Raw genomic sequence first — 20,668 nt, forward strand, 5'->3', positions numbered from 1 at the left:
TTTTGAGAAAAAAGAAATAAATAATTTTGGTATAATATAAAGCAACTTAATGTTTTTATAGGTCACAATAAAGTTGCATCTACGAAAAATACAAAAGAAAAAGAGAGGTATTATATTATGGCGTTTATAAAAAAAAGAATGAAAAATTTGAAAGTACCAGAAAAATTGAGAATTTATCGTATATGTATGATTGTACTAATTGCCTTTATGGGCGTTGTTTCTGTTGCATTAACTATGTTGATTGATTCAAAAGTTCGGGAAATGACAGAACAAAACTCGCCTTCATTAAGCTATGTGCAAAAATTAAATACACTTACATCAGATTATCGTTTAAAACAATATCAATATCTGGTAGCTTCAGATAAAAAAACATTAGATACCTGTGAAGAGGAAATGGAAGCATTGGGGGAGAAAATTGCAGATATAAGTAACGCTTATTCTGAACTGATAACTACAGAAACTCAACAGAAAGAATTTGATAATGCAAAAGAAAAATGGGCATTTTATGAGGAAGAATCAGAAGAAATAATTGCACTGGGACGTTCCAATGAAGATGAGAAAGATGCAAAATTAATGCTTGGAGAGATGTATGACGACTATAAAGAATTTGAGAACAACTTGAAAAAATTAGAAGAGCATGAGGGTAACCAACTAGAAAAAAATACAAAGATTGCGAAAATAGTATTTATTTTTATTTTTGCTATGATAATAGTTGTTGTAGGTATTTCTGTTATTATTTCAAGTATTTTAGGAAAAACAATCAGCGATATGATTATAGAACCGGTTGTACAGATTCAAAAAGCAGTTGGTAGCATGAGAATTGGAGAACTTTCGAAAACCGATGTGCTTGTCTATGAATCAGAAGATGAGTTGGGGACGGTGACAAGAAAGTTAAAAGAATCAATGAATATTCTCTATGCTTATGTTGCGGAGATTTGCGATGAAGTAAGAAAAATGGCGGCAGGTGACTTGACAAAAAGTGGTGATGAAATTACAGATTTCTTGGGTGATTTTTCGGAGATTAAAGAATCTCTTATCTATATTTTAAAAGACTTTAACAGTACTTTGACAGAAATTCAGGATGCTTCCGAACATGTAGCATCGAATGCAGTTGAAATTTCAAAGGCTTCGCAGTCATTGGCAGAAGGAACAACTGAACAGGCAGGTGTGATTGAAGAGCTGACGGCAACGGTGGATACTGTAGTTAGTCTGGCATCGGACAGCGCAAAAGCAACACAGAATGCTTATGAAGAGATTAGGAATGCAGCAGATATGGCAAACGTAGAGAAGAAAAAAATGGCAGAGCTGATTACAGAAATGGAACATATTACAGAAATTTCCAAAGAAATTGAGAATATCATTACAGACATTGAAGATATTGCATCCCAGACAAATTTACTGTCCTTAAATGCATCAATTGAAGCTGCACGTGCAGGAGAAGCTGGAAAGGGATTTGCTGTAGTTGCAGGTCAGATTGGAAAGCTGGCATCGGACAGTGCACAATCTGCAGTAAATACAAGAAATTTAATTAATAAGACTTTGACAGAAATTGAAAAAGGAAATACGATTGCGGTATCTACTTCAGAATCGTTTAATCAGATTATTACAAATATGCAGAATTTTGCACAAGTGGCACAAAGGACAACAGAAAATGCTAATACACAGGCAGATGCTCTGGCTCAGATCGGACAGGGAATTGAACAGCTTTCTGGTACAATACAGAATACAGCGGCAGCTTCTGAAGAAAATACAGCGATTAGTATTAGTCTATCAGACAAATCGGAGCATCTGCATGAACTTGTAAGTAAGTTTAAATTATTTTAATGAGGAAAAAATTCATACTTAATTTATAAGATTGCCGATAAAAATTTAAAAAAATAGAAAGAAGTTTACCATGTGCCGGAAAAAACAACTTGACCCTTGGTTCCATGAATGGTAGAATTTTATTTCGTGAGTAATTTTGAGAAAGAGGAGAATCTATTCATGAAATCATTAAAACCAAAGTTGTTTAAAGTAATGCACAACTATTCTCGAAAACAGTTAGCAAGGGACATTGTATCAGGAATTATTGTTGCAATTATTGCACTTCCATTGTCGATTGCCCTTGCAATTGCTTCGGGTGTTAAACCGGAGTGCGGTCTTTATACCGCGATTATTGCAGGATTTTTTATTTCCTGCTTTGGAGGCAGCCGTGTACAGATTGGCGGACCGACTGCAGCATTTGTTGTTATCATTTATGGTATAGTAGAAGAATACGGATTAGATGGTCTTATTGTTGCCACTATTATGTCAGGCTTCTTTTTGATCATTATGGGACTTTGCAGGCTCGGTTCTCTAATTAAATATATTCCCTACACAATTACGACTGGTTTTACCTGTGGAATTGGTGTTAGTCTTTTTGTAGGACAACTTAAAGATTTTCTGGGATTATCTATGGGCGCGGTTCCATCTGAATTTGTTGAAAAAATCAGTTCTTATGCACATAATATCGGTACCATGAATATGGCAGCCGTGTTGATTGGAATATTTGCACTTGCTATTTTAATTATTTTTCCTAAATTAACAGATAAATTGCCGGCTTCTCTTATAGCTATCATTATTACAACGCTAATAGTGAAAATAGCTGATTTGCCAGTGAATACGATTGGCAGTGTTTATGGACAATTGTCTTCTCAGTTGCCTTTGCCTCATCTTCCATATGTTGATTTTGAGATGATACAAAAATTGATTTCACCGGCATTTACGATTGCATTGCTTGCAGGTATTGAATCATTACTTTCTTGCGTAGTTTCCGATGGGATGATTGGTGACAGACATAATTCAAATGCTGAATTGATTGGTCAGGGAATAGGAAATATATTTTCTGGTCTATTTGGGGGAATTCCAGCGACTGGAGCGATTGCCCGAACAGCTGCTAATGTGAAAAATGGAGGACGGACTCCTATTGCCGGCATTGTACATAGCATTACATTGTTGTTAATTTTGTTGATATTCATGCCAATGGCCGCTTTAATTCCAATGTCGACCTTAGCGGCAGTGTTAATTATGGTAGCATGGAATATGTGCGATTGGTCAACGTTCTTTCGACTTGTTAAAACAGCACCAAAAAGTGATACAATTGTATTAGTTGGCACTTTTTTCTTAACGGTTTTCTTTGACCTGGTAATAGCCATTGAAGTAGGAGTTGTCATTTCAGCACTTCTATTTATGAAACGAATGGCAGAAGTGAGTGGTGTTACTTCGTGGAAGTATATTGAAGATCCGGATGTTACGGATGGAGAATCGGAAAGACTTTTATCAATTCCAAAAGAAATTCGAGTGTTTGAAATCAATGGACCAATGTTTTTTGCTGCTGCAGACCGGCTGACTTTTATTGATTCAAAAAAATATACAAAAGTCATTATTATTCGTATGCGCAGCGTTCCGGCTATTGATGCCAGTGCAATGCATTCGTTTCATAGTTTGGCAAGCCGGGCTGAGAAAAAAGGAATTCGCCTTGTATTTTCACATGTGAATGAGCAGCCGTTATCTGTTATGAAAAAAGATGGATTTTATGATCGAATTGGAAATGAACAATTTCAACCGGATATTGTGGAAGCACTTAATTATGCAGAAGCACTTTTGTGTTAGTAAAATGTAAAGGGATTGCCACAAAATGATTAATAATTCATTTTGTGACAGTCCTTTTTATGCAGATAAAACCATTTCTATTGATCAATTACATCGTGTTTTATTATTTCTACCGGCATATCCATGCCTGTCCAAAGACGAAATGCTTCTGAACCTTGGAAAAGCAGCATATATAAACCATTCATTACGGGACAGCCAACTTTTTTTCCCATTTTCATCAGCCTGGTTTCTTTTGGATTGTAAATGGCATCGGAAATAATTAATTCGGGATGTAAAAAGGAACTGTCTGGGATTGGACAAGCTTCTGTATTTGGAGCCATTCCTACACTTGTTCCATTGGTGAGAATGGCACTGGATTGAATACTCTTTTTTAATTGTGTTGTATCATTTATATCATAAAGAGAAACCGTACAATCAGTACCACGATTTAATTTTTGAATGAATTGTGCTGTCTGGTGAAAACGAGGTCCTTTTCGATTAAATACATCAATTTCTTTTACACCATCAATAGCAGCCTGGGCACAGATTGCAGTTGCCGCACCTCCGGCACCAAGTAAAGTCATTTTTTTCCCTATAATTGAATGTCCTGCCTCTTTTACAGCCATCATATAGCCAATGCCATCGGTATTATATCCGATAAATTTCCCATTTTCAAAAACAACTGTATTTACTGCACCGATAAAAGAAGCGGATTTGGACACTTCGTCTGCTAATTCAAACATTTTTGTTTTTAAAGGCATGGTACAATTAAATCCTCTAATTTGAAGATGAGAAAGTCCGTTTAAAGTTTCTTTTAACTGGTTTTCTTTTATATCGAAGCACAAATAGACATAATTAAGACCTAACATTTGAAAGGCTTTATTGTGCATAAGTGGTGAAATACTGTGAGAAACGGGGCTGCCAAGCAGTCCGGTTAATTTCGTGTGTCCTGTAATCTGGTATTCTTTCTCGATTCCGTTCATAAAAATCTTCCTCCAAACCAATTTCTGTTTTTGTTATTATATAATACCTGTTTTGAAAAAGCAAAATTTCACTTTAATGAAAAAAGTTTCTTAAAATAGAATAATTTGTACAAGGGAGCAATATATTTATGTTAGGACAGGTCAGGGAGGAAATAAGATGGAAAGAAAGGAAGAAATTCTTCGGTTATTTTCTATAAAGATTCGGACAATTTTAAAAGAAGCAAAACTCGATTATGAAAAATTACAGGAGATTCGATTGCGTGTTGGAAAACCACTTCTTCTTTTATATCAAAATCGTGAATATTTTATAAATGAAAAAGGTCAGCTATTAAATGATGGGGAAGAAGCTTATTGTATGACGCAAAATGAGATTCGGGAAACAATGGAATACATTAGTAATTATTCCTTGTATGCTTTCGAAGAAGAATTAAGGCAGGGTTTTATTACGGTGAAAGGTGGGCATAGAGTTGGAATTGCAGGAAGAATTATTTTAGAAGATGAGAAGATTAAAGCAATGAAATATATTTCTTTTTTAAATATACGATTTGCTCATGAAAAAAAAGGATGTGCAGATATGGTGATACCATATATTTGGAACATGGAGAAAGAACATGAAATTTATCATACTCTTTTTATATCTCCACCAGGCTGTGGGAAAACAACGTTATTGCGGGATACAATCCGACAATTATCAAATGGAACAAGGAAAAGAAAGGGCTTAAAAGTAGGCGTTGTTGATGAACGATCTGAATTAGGTGCCTGTTATATGGGAATTCCACAAAATGATTTGGGAATCCGGACAGATTTACTAGATTGCTGTCCAAAAGCGAAAGGAATGATGATGCTGATTCGTTCGATGTCGCCAGAAGTGATTGCGGTTGATGAGATTGGTTCCAAAGAAGATGTTAAAGCGTTAGAACAGGCAATGTATTGTGGCTGTAAGCTGATTGGAACGGTTCATGGAAGCAGCGTGCGTGATTTAGAAGAAAAGCCGGTTTTAAAAGAATTATTGAAAAAAAGAATTTTTAAACGATTTATTATTTTGGAAAAGAAAGAACAGGTTGGAACGATACAAGGTATTTATAATGAAAAAGGAGTAAGATTAAATTGATGAAATTAGCAGGAGCCATTATGGTTTTGCTGTCGTGCACCGGTATGGGACTATTTTTAAGTGAACAACATAAAATGCGGATTATTCAATTAAGAGAACTTCGAAGGCATATGAATGTTTTATATGGAGAGATTCGATATGGTGCTGCAGAGCTTCCCGAGGCATTAGAAACGACAGCGATTCGGAATAAAGGTGATATTGCCCCGTTTTTTTTATTGACAGCGAAGAAGGCGAAGGAGCTGGAAGGACATCGTTTTTCTGAAATATGGAAGTATGCGATGGAGGAAACCCTTAAAACTACTTGCCTTAGAAGAGAGGATAAACAATTATTGGAAAAGCTTGGAGATAATCTTGGATTTTTAGACCAGAAAACACAACTAGCTACAATAAATCTTTATATTCATAATCTGGAAGAGTGTATTGAAGAAGGAACAAAGGAAATGAAAGAAAAAGTTAGACTATATCATTTGCTTGGAGTATTGGGCGGTATTTTTATAACGATTGTTATGCTTTAGAGAAAAGCAGGAGGTACTATGAGTATAAATCTTATATTTAAAATTGCAGCAGTTGGAATATTGGTTTCTGTGTTAAGTCAGGTTTTGAAGCATTCGGGAAGAGAGGAACAGGCATTTTTGACAAGTCTTGCGGGATTAATACTTGTTTTGCTTTGGATTATTCCTTATATTTCTGAATTGTTTCATACAATAGAAACCTTATTTGCGTTATAACATTAGGGAGGAATTATGATTCAAATTGCTTTAATTGGACTTACAGCAGTGCTGATTGCAATTCAATTTAAAGGTGGGAAAAGTGAATATGGAATCTATATAACATTGGCAGCGGCAATTCTGATATTTTGTTTTGGAATTAATAAAATGGATATGATTATTGCCGGTATTAAAGAAATTCAAGGTTACATACATATCAAAGAAACTTATATTACGTTATTGATTAAAATTGTAGGAATTACTTATGTGGCTGAGTTTGCATCAAGCCTTTGCAAGGATGCAGGATATGGAGCAATTTCAAATCAAATTGAAGTGGTAGGAAAATTGACGATATTGACGATTAGTATGCCAGTTCTTATGGCTTTGCTCCGGACAATTGACGAATTTCTTACCTGATAGAGAGGAACGGTTATGAAACAGTATATTTTCTTTTGGTTGATTTGTATGATCCTTTCTTTTATACCTGTAAAGCTGGTATGTGCAGAAGAAATTACGGATTACATGGATGACATTGATTACGATACGATACAAAAATCAGTGGATGAGATACTGGAAACCGACCACTTTGACGTGAAAGAGTATGTGGAAAAAGTTGTAACAGGTGATTCCGAAGTTTCGTTTGAATTGCTAAAGCAATCGGTTCAGACAAGTTTAGAACATGCGTTTTCAGGTGAAAAAAGTATTATCATACGGCTTTTGGCAATTGCAGTAATTGGAGCAGTATTTACGAATTTCTCGAATGTATTCAAGCAAAATCAGGTAGCTGATGTCGGCTTTTTCGTTACTTATTTATTACTATTTTCTGTTATGACGGCTTCCTTTTATATTATTGCAAAATTAGCTTCGACGACACTGGTAAATCTTTTGGATTTTATGAAGGCACTGGTTCCATCTTATTTTATTGCGGTTACATTTTCTACGGGAGCAACAACGTCAATTGTATTTTATCAGGCGTCACTTGTTTTAATTACCATAATTGAAACGATATTAGTAAAAGTGATATTGCCTATGATAAATATTTATTTTGTAGCTTCCTTAACAAATTATATAGCAAAAGAAGACTATTTATCAAAAATGGTTGAATTAATTGAACTTGTAGTGAGCTGGACGTTAAAAACGATGCTTGGAATTGTAATTGGCTATAATTTTATTCAGGGAATGATTGTTCCGGTTGCAGACCAGTTTAAAAAATCAACATTTATGCGGGCAGCTTCAGTTATTCCCGGTGTTGGAAATGCGATTGGAGGAGTTACAGAAACCGTATTGGGTGCAGGAATTTTAGTGAAAAATGCGGTTGGTACGCTTGGTATGATTTTAATTCTTTGTATGATTGCCGCACCAATTATAAAAATTGCAGGTTATGCGTTGTTATATAAGCTTGGAAGTGCGATGGTACAGCCTATCTCGGACAAGCGTATTTTAGAATGTTTAAATGGTGCATCGAAAGGTGCGAGATTGTTGCTGTATACGGTATTTGTGGGAGGCGTTATGCTACTTTTGACAATTGCGATTGTGATGTCATCTACCAATGTCGGTTTATCTTAGAAAAAATCGCTAATAAAAAGAGAGAAGGGATGAAATTGGGGCAATTTATGAAGTAATCGAGAATATTGCAATTTATTTGATATTAGTTACCGTTATTATGAATTTGATTGGTGATTCTTCTTATAAAAAGTATGTGGAACTGGTATGTGGAATGATTCTTATTATTATATTGTTAAATCCAGTTACAAAATTGCTTTCTTTGGATGAAACTTTTTTTTATAACTGGAATTTGAGTAATTATAAGATAGAGTCAATGGATAAAAGCAGGCTATTAATAGCAGAAAAAAAACAAAAAGAAAAAATGCAAAAGGAATATACAAATCAATTAAAAGACCAGATTGAGATATTAGTAGAAGAAGAAGGGCGGTATTTGACAAAGCTTGATATACGATACAAAGAGGATTCACAAGGTGTAATCGAAAAATTAATTGTATGGGTTTCCCCAGAAAAAAAGAAAATGGAAGAGGATATTAAAATTGAACCGGTAATTATATTGGGAGATGAGAAGGGGAAGAAAGAAAGTGAGAAAGAAAAAATAAATCAGATAGAAGAGAATATAAAAAATAGTCTGATGAAAACTTATCAGTTAAAAGAAAAGCAAGTGAAAGTATATGAAAATTAGAGGAGATAGAAAATGGAAAAAAAGAAGCTTTCTTTAAAAGAAATTGGAATTGAAAAACTGATTATTATTTTTTTATGTGGAATTTTTTTACTGATATTATCGGTTCCAAGTTTTATGGGAGGAGGGATGGAGGAAAGAAAAACAGAAACAGATTCTTCCGATTATTCGGAAAAGAATCAAGAAATGGATACAAATTCATATATTAGTAGTATGGAAGCAAGACTTAAGAATATACTAAAGAAAGTGGATGGAATCGGGCAGGTTGAAGTTATGATTACACTAAAAACTTCAAAAGAAAAAGTCCCATTAAAAGATAATCCATATACAGATGAGAATATAACAGAGTCTGACCGTGCAGGAGGAAGAAGAAGCAGTAAAAATTATCGTTCAGAGGAAAAAACAGTTATGCTTGATCAGCGGGATGGAGATGCTTCCCCTTATGTTTTAAAAGAGATGGAGCCGAAGTTGGAAGGCGTGCTTGTTTTAGCAGAACATGGAGAGAATGTAAGGATAACAAAAGAAATAATTGATGCGGTACAGGTATTATTTGATGTACCATCTCATAAAATTAAAGTAATGAAAATGCAGGTTACAGAATAAGGAGGGGTAAGAAATAAAAATGAAAGCCAATAAAAAGAGAAAGGATGAAACTATGAAACACATATTTCGTAAAAACCAAGTTATTATAACTGCGTTAGCGATTATGATTGCGGTAGCCGGTTATCTGAATTTTACTCAGGATAAATCCAATGTTGCCGTAAATACAGCAGCCAAAGAAGATGAGATTACATATGGAGATTTAGATGATAGTACGCTGGATTTGTCAGAGGAGGATATTGATACGGCTTCAAAGGAAAGTGATGAAAAAAAGGATGCAAAAGAAACAAATGGAGATAAAGTAGAAGTATCTGATACGGGAGAGTTAATCGCAGATGCTTCGGAGAAAAGTGCGGATGCAGGCGAAGCAGTGTTAGTAAATAACACAATCGGAAGTGACTTTTTCTCTTCGGCAAGATTAACAAGAGAGCAGACAAGAGCAAAAAATAAAGAAATGCTGATGGAGATTGTTGATAATAAAAACGTAACTGAACAGCAGAAAAAGGATGCAGTAAAGGGAATTGTAAAATTAACTTCCATTGCTGAGATGGAAAGTGCAACAGAAATTCTGCTGGAAGCAAAAGGCTTTAAAAATGCTGTTGTAAGCATTGTAGATAACAGTGCAGATGTAATTGTAAATGCAAAAGACTTAACAGAACAGCAGATTGCTCAAATCGAGGATATCGTAAAGAGAAAAACAGAAATTTCCGCAGAAAATATTGTAATTTCTCCGGTTGGTGTGCAAGAAAAAGAGTAGAAAATGAAAAATTAATTGCAAAAGTTAAGAAGTTTGATATAATGAATATAGATATTGGAATACTAGTAGAGAAGATAGAGTGTCAGATTAACACAGGAGGTATTAGTTTTGAGTAAAGAAACTGAATATAAAAATGCTTATAATGTACTAAACGGCGGTCAGATTGGAGAAGTTCAGATTGCTGATGAAGTAGTAGCAATTATTGCCGGCTTAGCTGCAACAGAGGTGGAAGGCGTTGCTTCCATGGCTGGTAATGTGACGAATGAATTAGTCAGCAAGCTTGGAATGAAGAAATTATCCAAGGGTGTTAAAGTAGAGGTGACACCGGAGGCAGTTTCTGTTGACATGGCTTTAAATATGGAATATGGTTATAGTATTCCAAAGACTTCTGAGTTAGTACAGGAAAAAGTAAAGCAGGCAATTGAAAGTATGACAGGACTTCATGTTTCAGAGGTCAATGTTCGGATTGCAAGCGTTAAACTAGAAGGATAAAAGGATATGACAGAGAGGCTGCCGCAAAGAAAGAGGTTGCGGCAGCCGCTTATTCTTTTTTAATAAGAAATACAAGGAGATACAAAGATGATGAAAAGAAGAGAAATAAGAGAGCACTTGTTCTTAATGTTATTTTGTAATGATTTTTATGAAGCAGAGGAGTTAAAAGAACAGGCAGAGCTTTACCTTAATTCCGTTGAACTTAGAAAAGAAGAGGGACTTTTTGAAGAAGAAGGGTGTTCGATTTCAGAAGATGATAAGATTTATTTAAAAAGTCGTTTTCTTGATGTGATTTGTCATTTAGAAGAAATTGATTCCATGATTGAAACTGCTTCAACCGGATGGAAGTTAAATCGTATTGGAAAAGAAGAGTTGACAATTATGCGTCTGGCAGTTTATGAGATGAAATTTGATGAAGAAGTACCTACAAAAGTTGCAATCAATGAAGCAGTTGAATTAGCAAAGAAATATGGAGAGGATTCTGCAAGAAGCTTTGTCAATGGAATCTTAGCCAAGATTGCAGAATAATGAAAGGTAAACAATGGAAAACGAACAGGTTTATTCGGTGTCTCAAGTAAATCTATATATTAAAAATATGTTTACAAGAGAACATGTGTTAAACAATATTTATATAAAAGGCGAAGTGTCTAATTGTAAGTATCATAGTTCGGGACATATCTATTTTACATTGAAGGATGGGAAAGGGCAGATGGCTTGCGTTATGTTTGCAGGTCAAAGAAGTGGCCTTTCTTTTCGTATGTCCGAAGGACAGAGCATTATTGTGTTAGGAAGTATTAGTGTATATGAAAGGGACGGAAAATATCAGCTTTATGCAAGACAGATTTTTTTGGACGGTTTGGGTGCTCTTTATGAGAGATATGAACAATTAAAACGAGAGCTACAGAAAGAAGGGCTATTTGATTCTTCTCATAAAAAGCCTATCCCGTTTTATAATAATCGAATTGGAATTGTTACAGCAAGTACCGGAGCAGCAATTCACGATATTCAGACAATCAGTGCCAGAAGAAATCCATATGCTCAATTAATTTTATATCCGGCAAAAGTGCAGGGAGAACATGCTGCAGAAACAATTGTCGAGGGAATTTGCCGTCTTCAAAAGGAAAATGTTGATGTTATTATTGTCGGACGGGGTGGTGGTTCGATTGAAGATTTGTGGGCATTTAATGAAGAAATTGTGGCAAGAGCCATTTATTCCTGCAAAGTTCCTGTTATATCGGCTGTAGGACATGAAACAGATACAACAATTGCAGATTATGTAGCCGATCTTCGTGCACCGACACCATCGGCAGCAGCTGAGCTGGCAGTTTGTGAAATTCGTGAAGTGCAGTCCGGATTAGAAATCAGTCGGGTTCAGATGGCATATTTATTAAAACGAAAAATTACGCAGAATCGAGAACAAATAGAACGGTATAAGCTGAAATTAGAATTATTGTCACCTGCTTACCAGTTAAGGCAAAAAAAGCAGTATTTAGTCGATTGTGAAGAGCGTATGCGAGAACTTATGAAGTTGAAATTGCAAAGGAAAAAGCATCAATTGGCAGTATATATGGAACGAATGCGAGGGCTATCACCACTAGAGAAGTTACAGAGTGGTTATGGTTTTGTGACTGATTCAAAAGGGGGAGTTGTGCGTTCGGTAAAAGAGATAAGTATAGGAGATGAAATCACAATTTCTCTTTCGGATGGAGATATGAAAGCAATTGTGGAACAAAAAAGAGCAAGGAGAAGATAATATATGGCAAAAGCAAAAAGTCTGGAAGATTATATGGAAGAGCTGGAAAAAATAATGAACGACTTAGAGCGGGAAGATCTTGCACTAGAAGAAGCATTTAAGCTTTATCATAATGGAATGAAAGTATTAAAAAGCTGCAATGATGCAATTGACAAAGTAGAAAAGAAATTGATTGTGTTAGAGGAAGAATAGAAGAGGGAGCGGACAATGGATTTTAAAGAAGAGCTGGAAAAGCGGGTTGCTTATGCAGAAAAGGTTATTTATTCCTATCTTCCAAAAGAAGAAGGCTATCAGAAAAAAGTAATCGAAGCGATGAATTATAGTGTAAAGGCGGGAGGAAAGCGTCTTCGTCCAATTTTAATGTGGGAGACTTACCAATTATTTGGCGGAACTGTTCGGGAAACGATTGAACCATTTATGGCGGCAATTGAGATGATTCATACCTATTCATTGGTTCATGATGACTTGCCTGCCATGGATAACGATGAGTATCGAAGAGGAAAAAAGACAACCCATGTTGTATACGGAGAGGCAATGGGAATTTTAGCAGGTGATGGTTTGTTAAATTTTGCGTTTGAAACAGCATGCCGGAGCTTTTCTCATAATACCGATGGGGATACGACAGTGGAGGCACTTCAGGTTCTTACAAGAAAACCGGGAATTTATGGAATGCTTGGCGGGCAGGTAATTGATGTAGAATCTGTCAATCAGGAAATCACAATGGAAAAGCTTGAGATAATTCATAAATTAAAGACAAGTGCATTGATTGAGGCTTCTATGATGATTGGAGCTATTTTGGCAGGTGCTTCCGAAGAAGAAATAAAAGAAATCGAATTTGCAGCAAGACAGATTGGTCTGGCATTTCAGATTCAGGATGATATATTAGACGTTACAAGTACAATGGAAGTACTGGGAAAGCCGATTCACAGTGACGAAAAAAACAATAAGACAACTTATGTGACATTGATAGGGCTTTCGAAAGCGAAAGAGCAAGTTGCTGATTATACAAAACAGGCGATGGATATTATAAAAAAATCAGGAAGAAAAAATGAATTTTTGGAAAGACTGATTATAGAGTTAATTAGTCGCAAAAAATAAGGAAGGTGTAAAAAGTGCCAAAGATATTAGACCAGATTCAAGGTCCAAATGATATAAAAAAAATTAAACCGAAAGAATTGGAACAATTGGCAGTTGAAATCCGAAAGTTCCTAATTGAAAAAGTGAGTAAGACAGGAGGACATTTGGCGTCTAATCTGGGAACAGTGGAGCTTACGATTGCATTACATCTGGTTTTAGATTTTCCAGATGATAAGTTGGTATGGGATGTCGGGCATCAGGCGTATACGCACAAAATATTGACAGGGCGAAAGAAAGGTTTTGATACGCTTCGTCAATATCAGGGAATGAGCGGATTCCCTAAAAGGAAGGAAAGTGAGTGTGATGCATTTGATGTAGGACACAGTTCTACTTCTATTTCGGCTGCTTTAGGATTAGCAAGGGCTAGAGATATCAAAGGCAATGACAATAAAGTTGTGGCTGTGATTGGAGATGGAGCCTTGTCTGGCGGTATGGCCTATGAGGCATTAAATAATGCAGCAAGACTGGACTCTAATATGGTTATTGTGCTAAATGATAACAATATGTCGATTACAGAAAATGTCGGTGGAATGGCGAATTATCTTGGAAAAATCCGAACAGGAAGTAAGTACCGAAACTTAAAGGATGGAGTTGAAAATGTAATCCGAAGTGTACCATGTGTTGGAAACCGTGTGGCCGATAAAGTAAAACGATCCAAAGATTCCTTAAAAAGATTATTTATTCCCGGAATGTTGTTTGAGGACATGGGACTTACTTATATCGGACCAATTGATGGACATAATATAGAACAGATGAGAAGAGCATTTTTAAGTGCGTTTCGGGCAAATGAAGCTGTGATTGTCCATGTTGTGACAAAAAAAGGAAAAGGCTATTCTTTTGCAGAGAAAAAACCGTCTGTTTATCATGGTGTAGAACCATTTTATGTTCGAACAGGTGAAAATAAGACGAAAGAAAAAGCAATTACTTACACACAGGTGTTTGGAAAAAAATTAATTGAGTTGGCAAAGGAACAGGAAAGTATTGCAGCGGTCTGTGCAGCCATGCCTTCCGGAACCGGTTTAATGCAGTACCGGAAACTATTTCCAGAACGATATTATGATGTTGGAATTGCGGAAGAACATGCAGTTACGTTTGCAGCCGGGATGGCAGCAGGTGGTATGCACCCGGTTGTAGCAATTTACTCTACATTTTTACAAAGAGCATATGACCAGATTCTGCATGATGTCTGTATTGAAAGCTTACCGGTTACATTTGCGATTGACCGTGCGGGAATTGTAGGAAGTGATGGGGAAACCCATCAGGGTGTGTTTGATTTATCCTATTTATGCAGTATGCCGAATATGACGGTAATGGCTCCAAAGAATGGTACAGAATTAGAAGAGATGCTTTCATTTAGTGTAAAACAGGACATGCCAATTGCAATCCGTTATCCAAGAGGAAAAATAAACAACCGGCTGGAAGCATTTGCGAAACCGATTGAATATGGAAAAAGCGAAACACTCTACTCTGGCGAAAAAATTGCATTAATTGCGGTTGGTTCAATGGTGGAAACGGCATGTGATGTGAGAGAAAAATTAAAGAGCCATGGAATCCATGCAACGGTTGTTAATATGCGTTTTGTAAAGCCAATGGATACAGAGAGGTTAGAAGAACTTACAAAATCCCATTCTGTTTTTGTTACAATGGAAGAGAATGTAGAACAGGGTGGCTTTGGTCAAAAAGTAGCAGACTATCTGCAAACGATAAAACGAAATGACATTGCGTTAGTGAATTGTTCCATTCGTGACCAGTTTATCCAGCATGGAAACGTTGAAATATTAAAGAAAACATTGGGCTTAGATGCAGACAGTATTACAGAAAGGATTCTTTTAAACTTATGAAAGAAAGATTAGATGTACTATTAGTAAAAAGAGGACTTGCAGAGTCAAGAGAAAAAGCAAAAGCGATTATTATGGCAGGAAATGTTTTTGTAAATGAGCAAAGGGAAGATAAAGCGGGTACAACGTTTGATGAGAAAGTAGAGATTCTTGTAAAGGGAAATACACTAAAATATGCAAGTCGGGGCGGATATAAGTTAGAGAAGGCAATTGAGTCATTTGGAATTCAATTAGATGATAAGGTGTGTATGGATGTCGGATCTTCTACAGGTGGATTTACAGACTGTATGTTGCAAAATGGTGCAAGGAAAGTATATGCAGTTGATGTTGGGACGAACCAGCTTTTATGGCGGCTTCGTCAAGATGAACGTGTTATTTCAATGGAGCAGACGAATATCCGGTATCTGACAAGAGAACAGATGGAAGACGATATTGAATTTGCCTCGATTGATGTGGCGTTTATTTCCCTTACAAAAGTATTAGAGCCGGTCAGAGAATTATTGACACCTCATGGGGAGGTAGTTTGTCTTATTAAACCCCAATTTGAAGCCGGAAGAGAAAAGGTTGGAAAAAAAGGTGTTGTAAGAGAACCAAGTGTTCATGAGGAAGTAATTGAAGCGGTAGTTAGTTATGCAAAAAGTATTGGGTTTACAGTGCTTCACTTAGATTATTCGCCAATAAAAGGACCGGAAGGAAATATCGAATATTTAATGCAAATTAAAAAAGGGGAAGGTAATTCCGGGTTATCGGACGAACTCTCAAAAGAAATAAAAGAACTGGTAAAAAAGGCACATTCAGAGTTAGACAAATAATAAATAAAAAAATGAGGGAGGAATGGGTGTAAACGATGAACAATTTTTGTGTACTTGCAAATATAGAAAAAGATAAAGAGTATGAAGTGGCGAAATACATAAGAGATTTGATTGAATCCAATCATCGAAACTGTATTATTGTAAAAGATCGTTTTGTAGAAGATAATGATGTGGAAGGGTTTTATGAGGTAACGGAAATACCGGTAGATACAGAGTGTATTATTATTTTAGGCGGGGATGGAACGATGATTCAGGCCGCCAATGATTTGTCTGACCTTGGAATCCCTTTATTGGGAGTAAATCTTGGAACTTTAGGTTTTTTGACGGAAGTCGAGAAACAGAATATTGAAGAGGCGTTACAGCGTTTATATGATGATAAATATAAGGTTGAAAGACGAATGATGCTGTTTGGTGAAGCAAAGAATCAAAAAGTTGGAGAATATCGAGGGCTTGCATTAAATGATTTCGTTATTAGCAAAGATGGTGCGTGTCGTCTTATAACGCTGCAAGTATATGTAAATGGTGAACTGCTGGATACATATATTGCAGATGGAATTATTGTGTCAACTCCAACTGGTTCTACCGGCTATAATTTGTCAGCAGGTGGTCCGGTTCTTGCACCGGAGGTAAAGGCAATGATTGTTACTCCAATTTGTCCTCACTCATTAAACAAGAGAAGTCTGGTTGTATCCCATCATGATGTTTTAGAAATTGTCATTGGAAAAAGTAAAGAAAATTCAGATGATGAAGCTGTTCTTATAACGGATGGGACAATTTCAATGGAACTTACAACAAAAGACAGGATAATTGTAAAAGAAGCCGAAGGAGAAACAAAGATTCTTAAATTAACAGAATGTAGTTTTTATCGTAGACTTAGGGATAAATTAAGCCGAGAAGTATGATGTTTTGTGTATTCATCATAAAAATAGCACTTGTCTGATTATAGAAATAATGTTATGATTAATAAGATTGAGATTTATAGAAAAAGGAGAATGAAAGATGTCAGGACATTCAAAGTTTGCAAATATTAAACATAAAAAAGAAAAAAATGATGCAGCAAAAGGAAAGATTTTTACAATTATCGGTAGAGAATTAGCTGTTGCAGTAAAAGAAGGAGGACCAGATCCAGCTAACAATAGCAGACTTCGCGATGTAATTGCAAAGGCAAAAGCAAATAATATGCCAAATGATACAATTGACAGAGGAATCAAAAAAGCTGCCGGCGATATGAACTCTGTTAATTATGAAAATGTTACATACGAGGGATATGGACCAAATGGTACCGCCATTATTGTTGTAGCTCTTACTGATAATAAAAACCGTACTGCAGCAAATGTAAGAAGTGCATTTACAAAAGGAAGTGGAAGTATCGGAACACCGGGCTGTGTATCATTTATGTTTGATAAAAAAGGTCAGATTATTATTGACAAAGAAGAGTGCGATATGGAAGCAGATGATCTTATGATGCTCGCATTAGATGCAGGAGCCGAGGACTTTGCGGAAGAGGATGACAGCTTTGAAATTTTAACGGATCCGGATAATTTTAGTGAAGTAAGAGAAGGATTAGAAGCACAAAACATTAAAATGGCTCAGGCTGAAGTTACAATGATTCCTCAGACTTATGTAGAATTAAGTGATGAGCAGGATATTAAAAATATCAATCGTATTCTTGATTTGCTAGACGGTGATGATGACGTACAGCAAGTATATCATAACTGGGACGAATAAAATTATTTTTTGCTAATTTTCCATTGGCTTTCCTAAGAGAAACCGCTGTCAGGGATTGCATTAATCTTGACAGCGGTTTTAATCTGTTAAGATAAGGAAACAGAAGTAGTCATGTCATTTAGTTGTTTTTGGAACTTATAGCTGTTTTTCTTTTTCTTTAATAAAAAAGAGGATTCTTGTGTTGTAAGTTGGCATTTTTTATTCGAATTTATCTTTTGGGCTGTAGATATAACTTCTGCTTTATATAAATTTTGTTTTAGTTTTTTTATTGTTTTAAATTCGAAGGAAAGTAAGGTTCCAAGTTTTTCGGTTTTTATTTGTTTTTTTAGTATTCCTCTGATCGTTGTACTGATTTGTTCAAACGATTTGAACGAGGAAGAGTGAGATGAATTAGATAAAAGAATGACAGGGGAAACGATAGCTTCTTCTGTTCCTCCAATTGCTCTGTTTTGATATGCAATAACCATTTTATAGCTATGAACCAAATCTGAAATATCATTTTTTATATCCTTTTCCGTATATGTCAGCTGGTACAAATCGTTTTGCTCGGCTAAAATGTTATCTATAATATCTTTAATTAGAGTATTATCGTTGATGTTTCGATAAAATCCGCCTGTCTGTGTTGCAATTCGTTCCAATGTATAGGTGCTGATTTGGTCACCAATTCCAATTAGATAAATTGGAATCTGATAATGATTTGCAGTTTCTACTACTTTTGGGTAATCAATCCTACTGGAATTATCTTCTCCATCTGTAAATGCAATAATATACTTTGCACCGGATTTATTTGCAGTATGTTTGACTGCGGTATAAAGCAAATCATAAAGGTTATTGGCCTTCGAACTTTGGAGAGTCTTTATTTTAGAGCGAAGATTTTTTTTATCGCTGGTAAAGGGCTGTAAAAGCTGAATTCCATTATAAGAATTTAATAATTCGATTTGGCTTCCAGATTCAAAATTCGATTTTTCAAATAGTTGGTTTGCTGATTTTATAATGGCTTCCAGCGTATGTTGTTTTGTCGAATTTTTAATTGAAGTAACAAAATTAATCATATGTTGTCCGGAATCATTTACTTTTTTGATTGAATCAATTGATAATTTTTCGACGGGATTTGAGCCGATTTGTTTTGTTAAATAAAAATATCGCTTTTCTAAGTTATCTGGTACTTGATCGGTACTAATGTTATGGACCGAAAGATACATCTGCGTTGTTGGATAGGCTTTCGTATCTGTTTGACGTACGTGAATTGTTAAATTGTCTGCAATTGAGGTCATATCCTTTAATAGTTTTTTCCATTCTTTTAACAAAGGGTCTATTTGACGAAAGGTATTCTGATTTATATGGTGTTTGATGTCCATTTTAATTTCTTCAATCCGCTCTAATTCATTATCATAAGCATTGTCAAGGTTACCTTTTTCAAGTTTTTCAACTTGTGCTTTATAATAGGAAGTGTTTTTTTGAATCACTTCTTTCTTAAGTTCCTTTAGTTCTTTTTGACAAGCATCAATTAAGGCAGTATCCTGATTTAGGATACCTGTTTGGTAGTTTGTAAGTAGCGTATTGTAGCGTTTTTTTTCTTTTGAATTTTTTAAAATTCGATATTCATGAAACTGTTTTTTTATTTCGTTTAGCTGTTTTGTGTCTTCTCTAATTTCTGTTTCTAATTTTTCCTTTTGTTGTTCTCTTATATAGTTGGTGAGTGTTACTGCAAATAAAATCGTAAATAATACACCAACAATACCGAGCCGTTTTAACTTTTTATAGTCTTCTTTTTGCATGAATAACACCTTTCCTATTTTAATAGCTATTTATAGTATATCTGTTCTATATATAAAGTCAACGATTGAATTAAAAAGATAAGTGTGCTAAACTGATACAAAGGATATGAGTGAGGTAGAAAACTGTGGATTATAATGAAAAAGAGAAGAAATGGATAGAAGAATATCAAGATTCATTGGAGCATGTAGGAGAAATGATAACGGCTCATATGGACTTAATGAAATATTTTAAAGCGAAAACCTATGAAGATGCGTTTGGCAGATATCTGGAAGCATGCAGACCAATTTTGGAGAGCTTAGAGCATAGAGTTGTTCTTGACGCGAAACATCGGGATGACTATATAGAAGAAATGGCAAAACAATTTGTTTATCAACTTTCAGTGGATTCAAAAGGAAAACGAAAGAAAGGTAAGCTAGAGCAGTATAAAATTATTTTGGCACTTTATACGGTTCCAATGATTCAGGAATTGAGACTTGACATAAGTGAAGATTTTGTGAAAAAGGTGCATGAGTTTTGGGGTGATAGCAACCCTGAATTCCCTTTTCAGATTGGAACTTATAGTGAATTAAAAGAAGGTTTTCGGAAGAAACAATTTTGTTATATTACAACCGCAGTATGCGAATATCAAAATAAAGATGATGATTGCTATGAATTGACTATGTTTCGAAGATTTCGGGATACCTATTTGAGAGAGCAGGAAAACGGAGAGGCTCTGATTGAAGAATACTATGAATTTGCTCCTCAGATTATAAAACAGATTGAATTCATAAGAAATGAAGATGAAGTTTATCCATTAATATGGAGCAATTATTTACAGCCTTGTCTTAGACTAATTGAAACAGGCGATTATGAAGCTTGTTTTATGTTATATAAGGGGATGGTAAACACACTTAAGGAACGGTATTGTGTCTGCTGTTAGGAGGTAAGAAAACAGTTAAAAATAAATTATAAAATGTTATAAGCATGTGTTGGCTTTTATAAGTTTTATTAATAGAATAAAATATAAACATTACGAAATTGGGATAATAATGAAAACTTCATTCACATCATACTTCTAGCAACGGATATAGATATTATTCACATGAACGATTAAATCAAGTAATGAACAAAAAGATGATTTGGAACGGCAAACGTGCTAACCAAGCAAGAAAACTTGTAAAGGAATTAATAGAAGAAG

At 35.3% G+C, this 20,668-nt stretch carries 22 protein-coding genes; 20 read left to right on the forward strand and 2 right to left on the reverse strand.

Annotation, left to right across the window (positions count from 1 at the left end; translation table 11 throughout):
- The first annotated feature begins 117 nt into the window (after nucleotides 1–117).
- Both FYJ58_RS07630 and FYJ58_RS07635 read left to right on the forward strand, forming a co-directional pair.
- Nucleotides 118–1,824, forward strand: coding sequence for a HAMP domain-containing methyl-accepting chemotaxis protein (locus tag FYJ58_RS07630; RefSeq protein ID WP_154519146.1), 1,707 nt, complete (start codon nucleotides 118–120; stop codon nucleotides 1,822–1,824).
- Nucleotides 1,825–1,983: 159 nt separating this feature from the next.
- Nucleotides 1,984–3,630, forward strand: a complete 1,647-nt coding sequence (locus FYJ58_RS07635) for a SulP family inorganic anion transporter (RefSeq protein WP_154519147.1) — start codon at nucleotides 1,984–1,986, stop codon at nucleotides 3,628–3,630.
- 77 nt (nucleotides 3,631–3,707) lie between these two features.
- Here the strand turns inward: FYJ58_RS07635 and aroE are convergent, their stop codons facing one another.
- Entirely contained in the window at nucleotides 3,708–4,592 is an 885-nt protein-coding gene (gene aroE / locus FYJ58_RS07640; RefSeq protein ID WP_154519148.1) for a shikimate dehydrogenase, read from the reverse strand.
- A 157-nt stretch (nucleotides 4,593–4,749) separates the two neighbouring features.
- On the opposite strand from aroE, the gene spoIIIAA reads away from it, so the two are divergent.
- The 17 genes from spoIIIAA to FYJ58_RS07725 all read left to right on the forward strand — a co-directional run bounded on the left by spoIIIAA (nucleotide 4,750) and on the right by FYJ58_RS07725 (nucleotide 17,712).
- Nucleotides 4,750–5,703, forward strand: a complete 954-nt coding sequence (gene spoIIIAA, locus FYJ58_RS07645) for a stage III sporulation protein AA (RefSeq protein WP_154519149.1) — start codon at nucleotides 4,750–4,752, stop codon at nucleotides 5,701–5,703.
- Nucleotides 5,703–6,218 (forward strand): stage III sporulation protein AB, encoded by a 516-nt coding sequence (locus FYJ58_RS07650; protein WP_154519150.1) that lies wholly within the window; start codon nucleotides 5,703–5,705, stop codon nucleotides 6,216–6,218. The genes spoIIIAA and FYJ58_RS07650 overlap by 1 nt, the downstream gene beginning before the upstream one ends.
- A gap of 18 nt (nucleotides 6,219–6,236) precedes the next feature.
- Complete coding sequence (spoIIIAC, locus tag FYJ58_RS07655) at nucleotides 6,237–6,431, forward strand: stage III sporulation protein AC (RefSeq protein WP_154519151.1); 195 nt, start codon at nucleotides 6,237–6,239, stop codon at nucleotides 6,429–6,431.
- Nucleotides 6,432–6,446: 15 nt separating this feature from the next.
- The gene (locus tag FYJ58_RS07660) at nucleotides 6,447–6,827 is read left to right on the forward strand and encodes a SpoIIIAC/SpoIIIAD family protein (protein ID WP_154519152.1); all 381 of its coding nucleotides are present in this window, start codon (nucleotides 6,447–6,449) and stop codon (nucleotides 6,825–6,827) included.
- 15 nt (nucleotides 6,828–6,842) lie between these two features.
- On the forward strand, nucleotides 6,843–7,976 hold the full coding sequence (locus FYJ58_RS07665; RefSeq protein ID WP_154519153.1) for a stage III sporulation protein AE: 1,134 nt from the start codon (nucleotides 6,843–6,845) through the stop codon (nucleotides 7,974–7,976).
- Nucleotides 7,977–8,052: 76 nt separating this feature from the next.
- Nucleotides 8,053–8,598 (forward strand): stage III sporulation protein AF, encoded by a 546-nt coding sequence (locus tag FYJ58_RS07670; RefSeq protein ID WP_154519154.1) that lies wholly within the window; start codon nucleotides 8,053–8,055, stop codon nucleotides 8,596–8,598.
- A 12-nt stretch (nucleotides 8,599–8,610) separates the two neighbouring features.
- Nucleotides 8,611–9,198, forward strand: a complete 588-nt coding sequence (locus tag FYJ58_RS07675; RefSeq protein ID WP_154519155.1) for a stage III sporulation protein AG — start codon at nucleotides 8,611–8,613, stop codon at nucleotides 9,196–9,198.
- 19 nt (nucleotides 9,199–9,217) lie between these two features.
- Nucleotides 9,218–9,952, forward strand: a complete 735-nt coding sequence (locus FYJ58_RS07680) for a SpoIIIAH-like family protein (RefSeq protein WP_235912584.1) — start codon at nucleotides 9,218–9,220, stop codon at nucleotides 9,950–9,952.
- A gap of 108 nt (nucleotides 9,953–10,060) precedes the next feature.
- Nucleotides 10,061–10,444, forward strand: coding sequence for an Asp23/Gls24 family envelope stress response protein (locus FYJ58_RS07685; protein ID WP_154519156.1), 384 nt, complete (start codon nucleotides 10,061–10,063; stop codon nucleotides 10,442–10,444).
- 87 nt (nucleotides 10,445–10,531) lie between these two features.
- A complete protein-coding gene (gene nusB, locus FYJ58_RS07690) occupies nucleotides 10,532–10,972 on the forward strand; it encodes a transcription antitermination factor NusB (protein WP_328597815.1) in 441 nt (146 codons plus the stop codon).
- A gap of 13 nt (nucleotides 10,973–10,985) precedes the next feature.
- Entirely contained in the window at nucleotides 10,986–12,197 is a 1,212-nt protein-coding gene (xseA, locus tag FYJ58_RS07695) for an exodeoxyribonuclease VII large subunit (RefSeq protein ID WP_154519157.1), read from the forward strand.
- A 3-nt stretch (nucleotides 12,198–12,200) separates the two neighbouring features.
- Nucleotides 12,201–12,389: an exodeoxyribonuclease VII small subunit gene (gene xseB / locus FYJ58_RS07700; RefSeq protein ID WP_154519158.1), complete on the forward strand. Its 189-nt coding sequence runs from the start codon at nucleotides 12,201–12,203 to the stop codon at nucleotides 12,387–12,389.
- Nucleotides 12,390–12,404: 15 nt separating this feature from the next.
- On the forward strand, nucleotides 12,405–13,295 hold the full coding sequence (locus FYJ58_RS07705) for a polyprenyl synthetase family protein (protein WP_154519159.1): 891 nt from the start codon (nucleotides 12,405–12,407) through the stop codon (nucleotides 13,293–13,295).
- 14 nt (nucleotides 13,296–13,309) lie between these two features.
- Nucleotides 13,310–15,175, forward strand: coding sequence for a 1-deoxy-D-xylulose-5-phosphate synthase (gene dxs / locus FYJ58_RS07710; protein ID WP_328597816.1), 1,866 nt, complete (start codon nucleotides 13,310–13,312; stop codon nucleotides 15,173–15,175).
- Nucleotides 15,172–15,984, forward strand: a complete 813-nt coding sequence (locus FYJ58_RS07715; RefSeq protein WP_154519160.1) for a TlyA family RNA methyltransferase — start codon at nucleotides 15,172–15,174, stop codon at nucleotides 15,982–15,984. Before dxs ends, FYJ58_RS07715 begins: the two co-directional genes overlap by 4 nt.
- Before the next feature lie 35 nt (nucleotides 15,985–16,019).
- Complete coding sequence (locus FYJ58_RS07720) at nucleotides 16,020–16,886, forward strand: NAD(+)/NADH kinase (protein ID WP_154519161.1); 867 nt, start codon at nucleotides 16,020–16,022, stop codon at nucleotides 16,884–16,886.
- Between the two features lie 97 nt (nucleotides 16,887–16,983).
- Nucleotides 16,984–17,712 carry a YebC/PmpR family DNA-binding transcriptional regulator gene (locus tag FYJ58_RS07725; RefSeq protein WP_154519162.1) on the forward strand — a complete coding sequence of 243 codons (729 nt, stop codon included), beginning with the start codon at nucleotides 16,984–16,986 and terminating at the stop codon, nucleotides 17,710–17,712.
- Nucleotides 17,713–17,798: 86 nt separating this feature from the next.
- Here FYJ58_RS07725 and FYJ58_RS07730 read toward each other — a convergent pair whose 3' ends face one another.
- The gene (locus FYJ58_RS07730; RefSeq protein ID WP_154519163.1) at nucleotides 17,799–19,490 is read right to left on the reverse strand and encodes a vWA domain-containing protein; all 1,692 of its coding nucleotides are present in this window, start codon (nucleotides 19,488–19,490) and stop codon (nucleotides 17,799–17,801) included.
- 125 nt (nucleotides 19,491–19,615) lie between these two features.
- Here FYJ58_RS07730 and FYJ58_RS07735 point away from each other — a divergent pair, with 125 nt between their 5' ends.
- Nucleotides 19,616–20,410, forward strand: coding sequence for a CFI-box-CTERM domain-containing protein (locus FYJ58_RS07735; RefSeq protein ID WP_154519164.1), 795 nt, complete (start codon nucleotides 19,616–19,618; stop codon nucleotides 20,408–20,410).
- Nucleotides 20,411–20,668: the final 258 nt, after the last annotated feature.

Source organism: Velocimicrobium porci (assembly GCF_009696045.1).
In the GTDB taxonomy this organism is placed as follows: Bacteria; Bacillota; Clostridia; order Lachnospirales; family Lachnospiraceae; genus Velocimicrobium; species Velocimicrobium porci.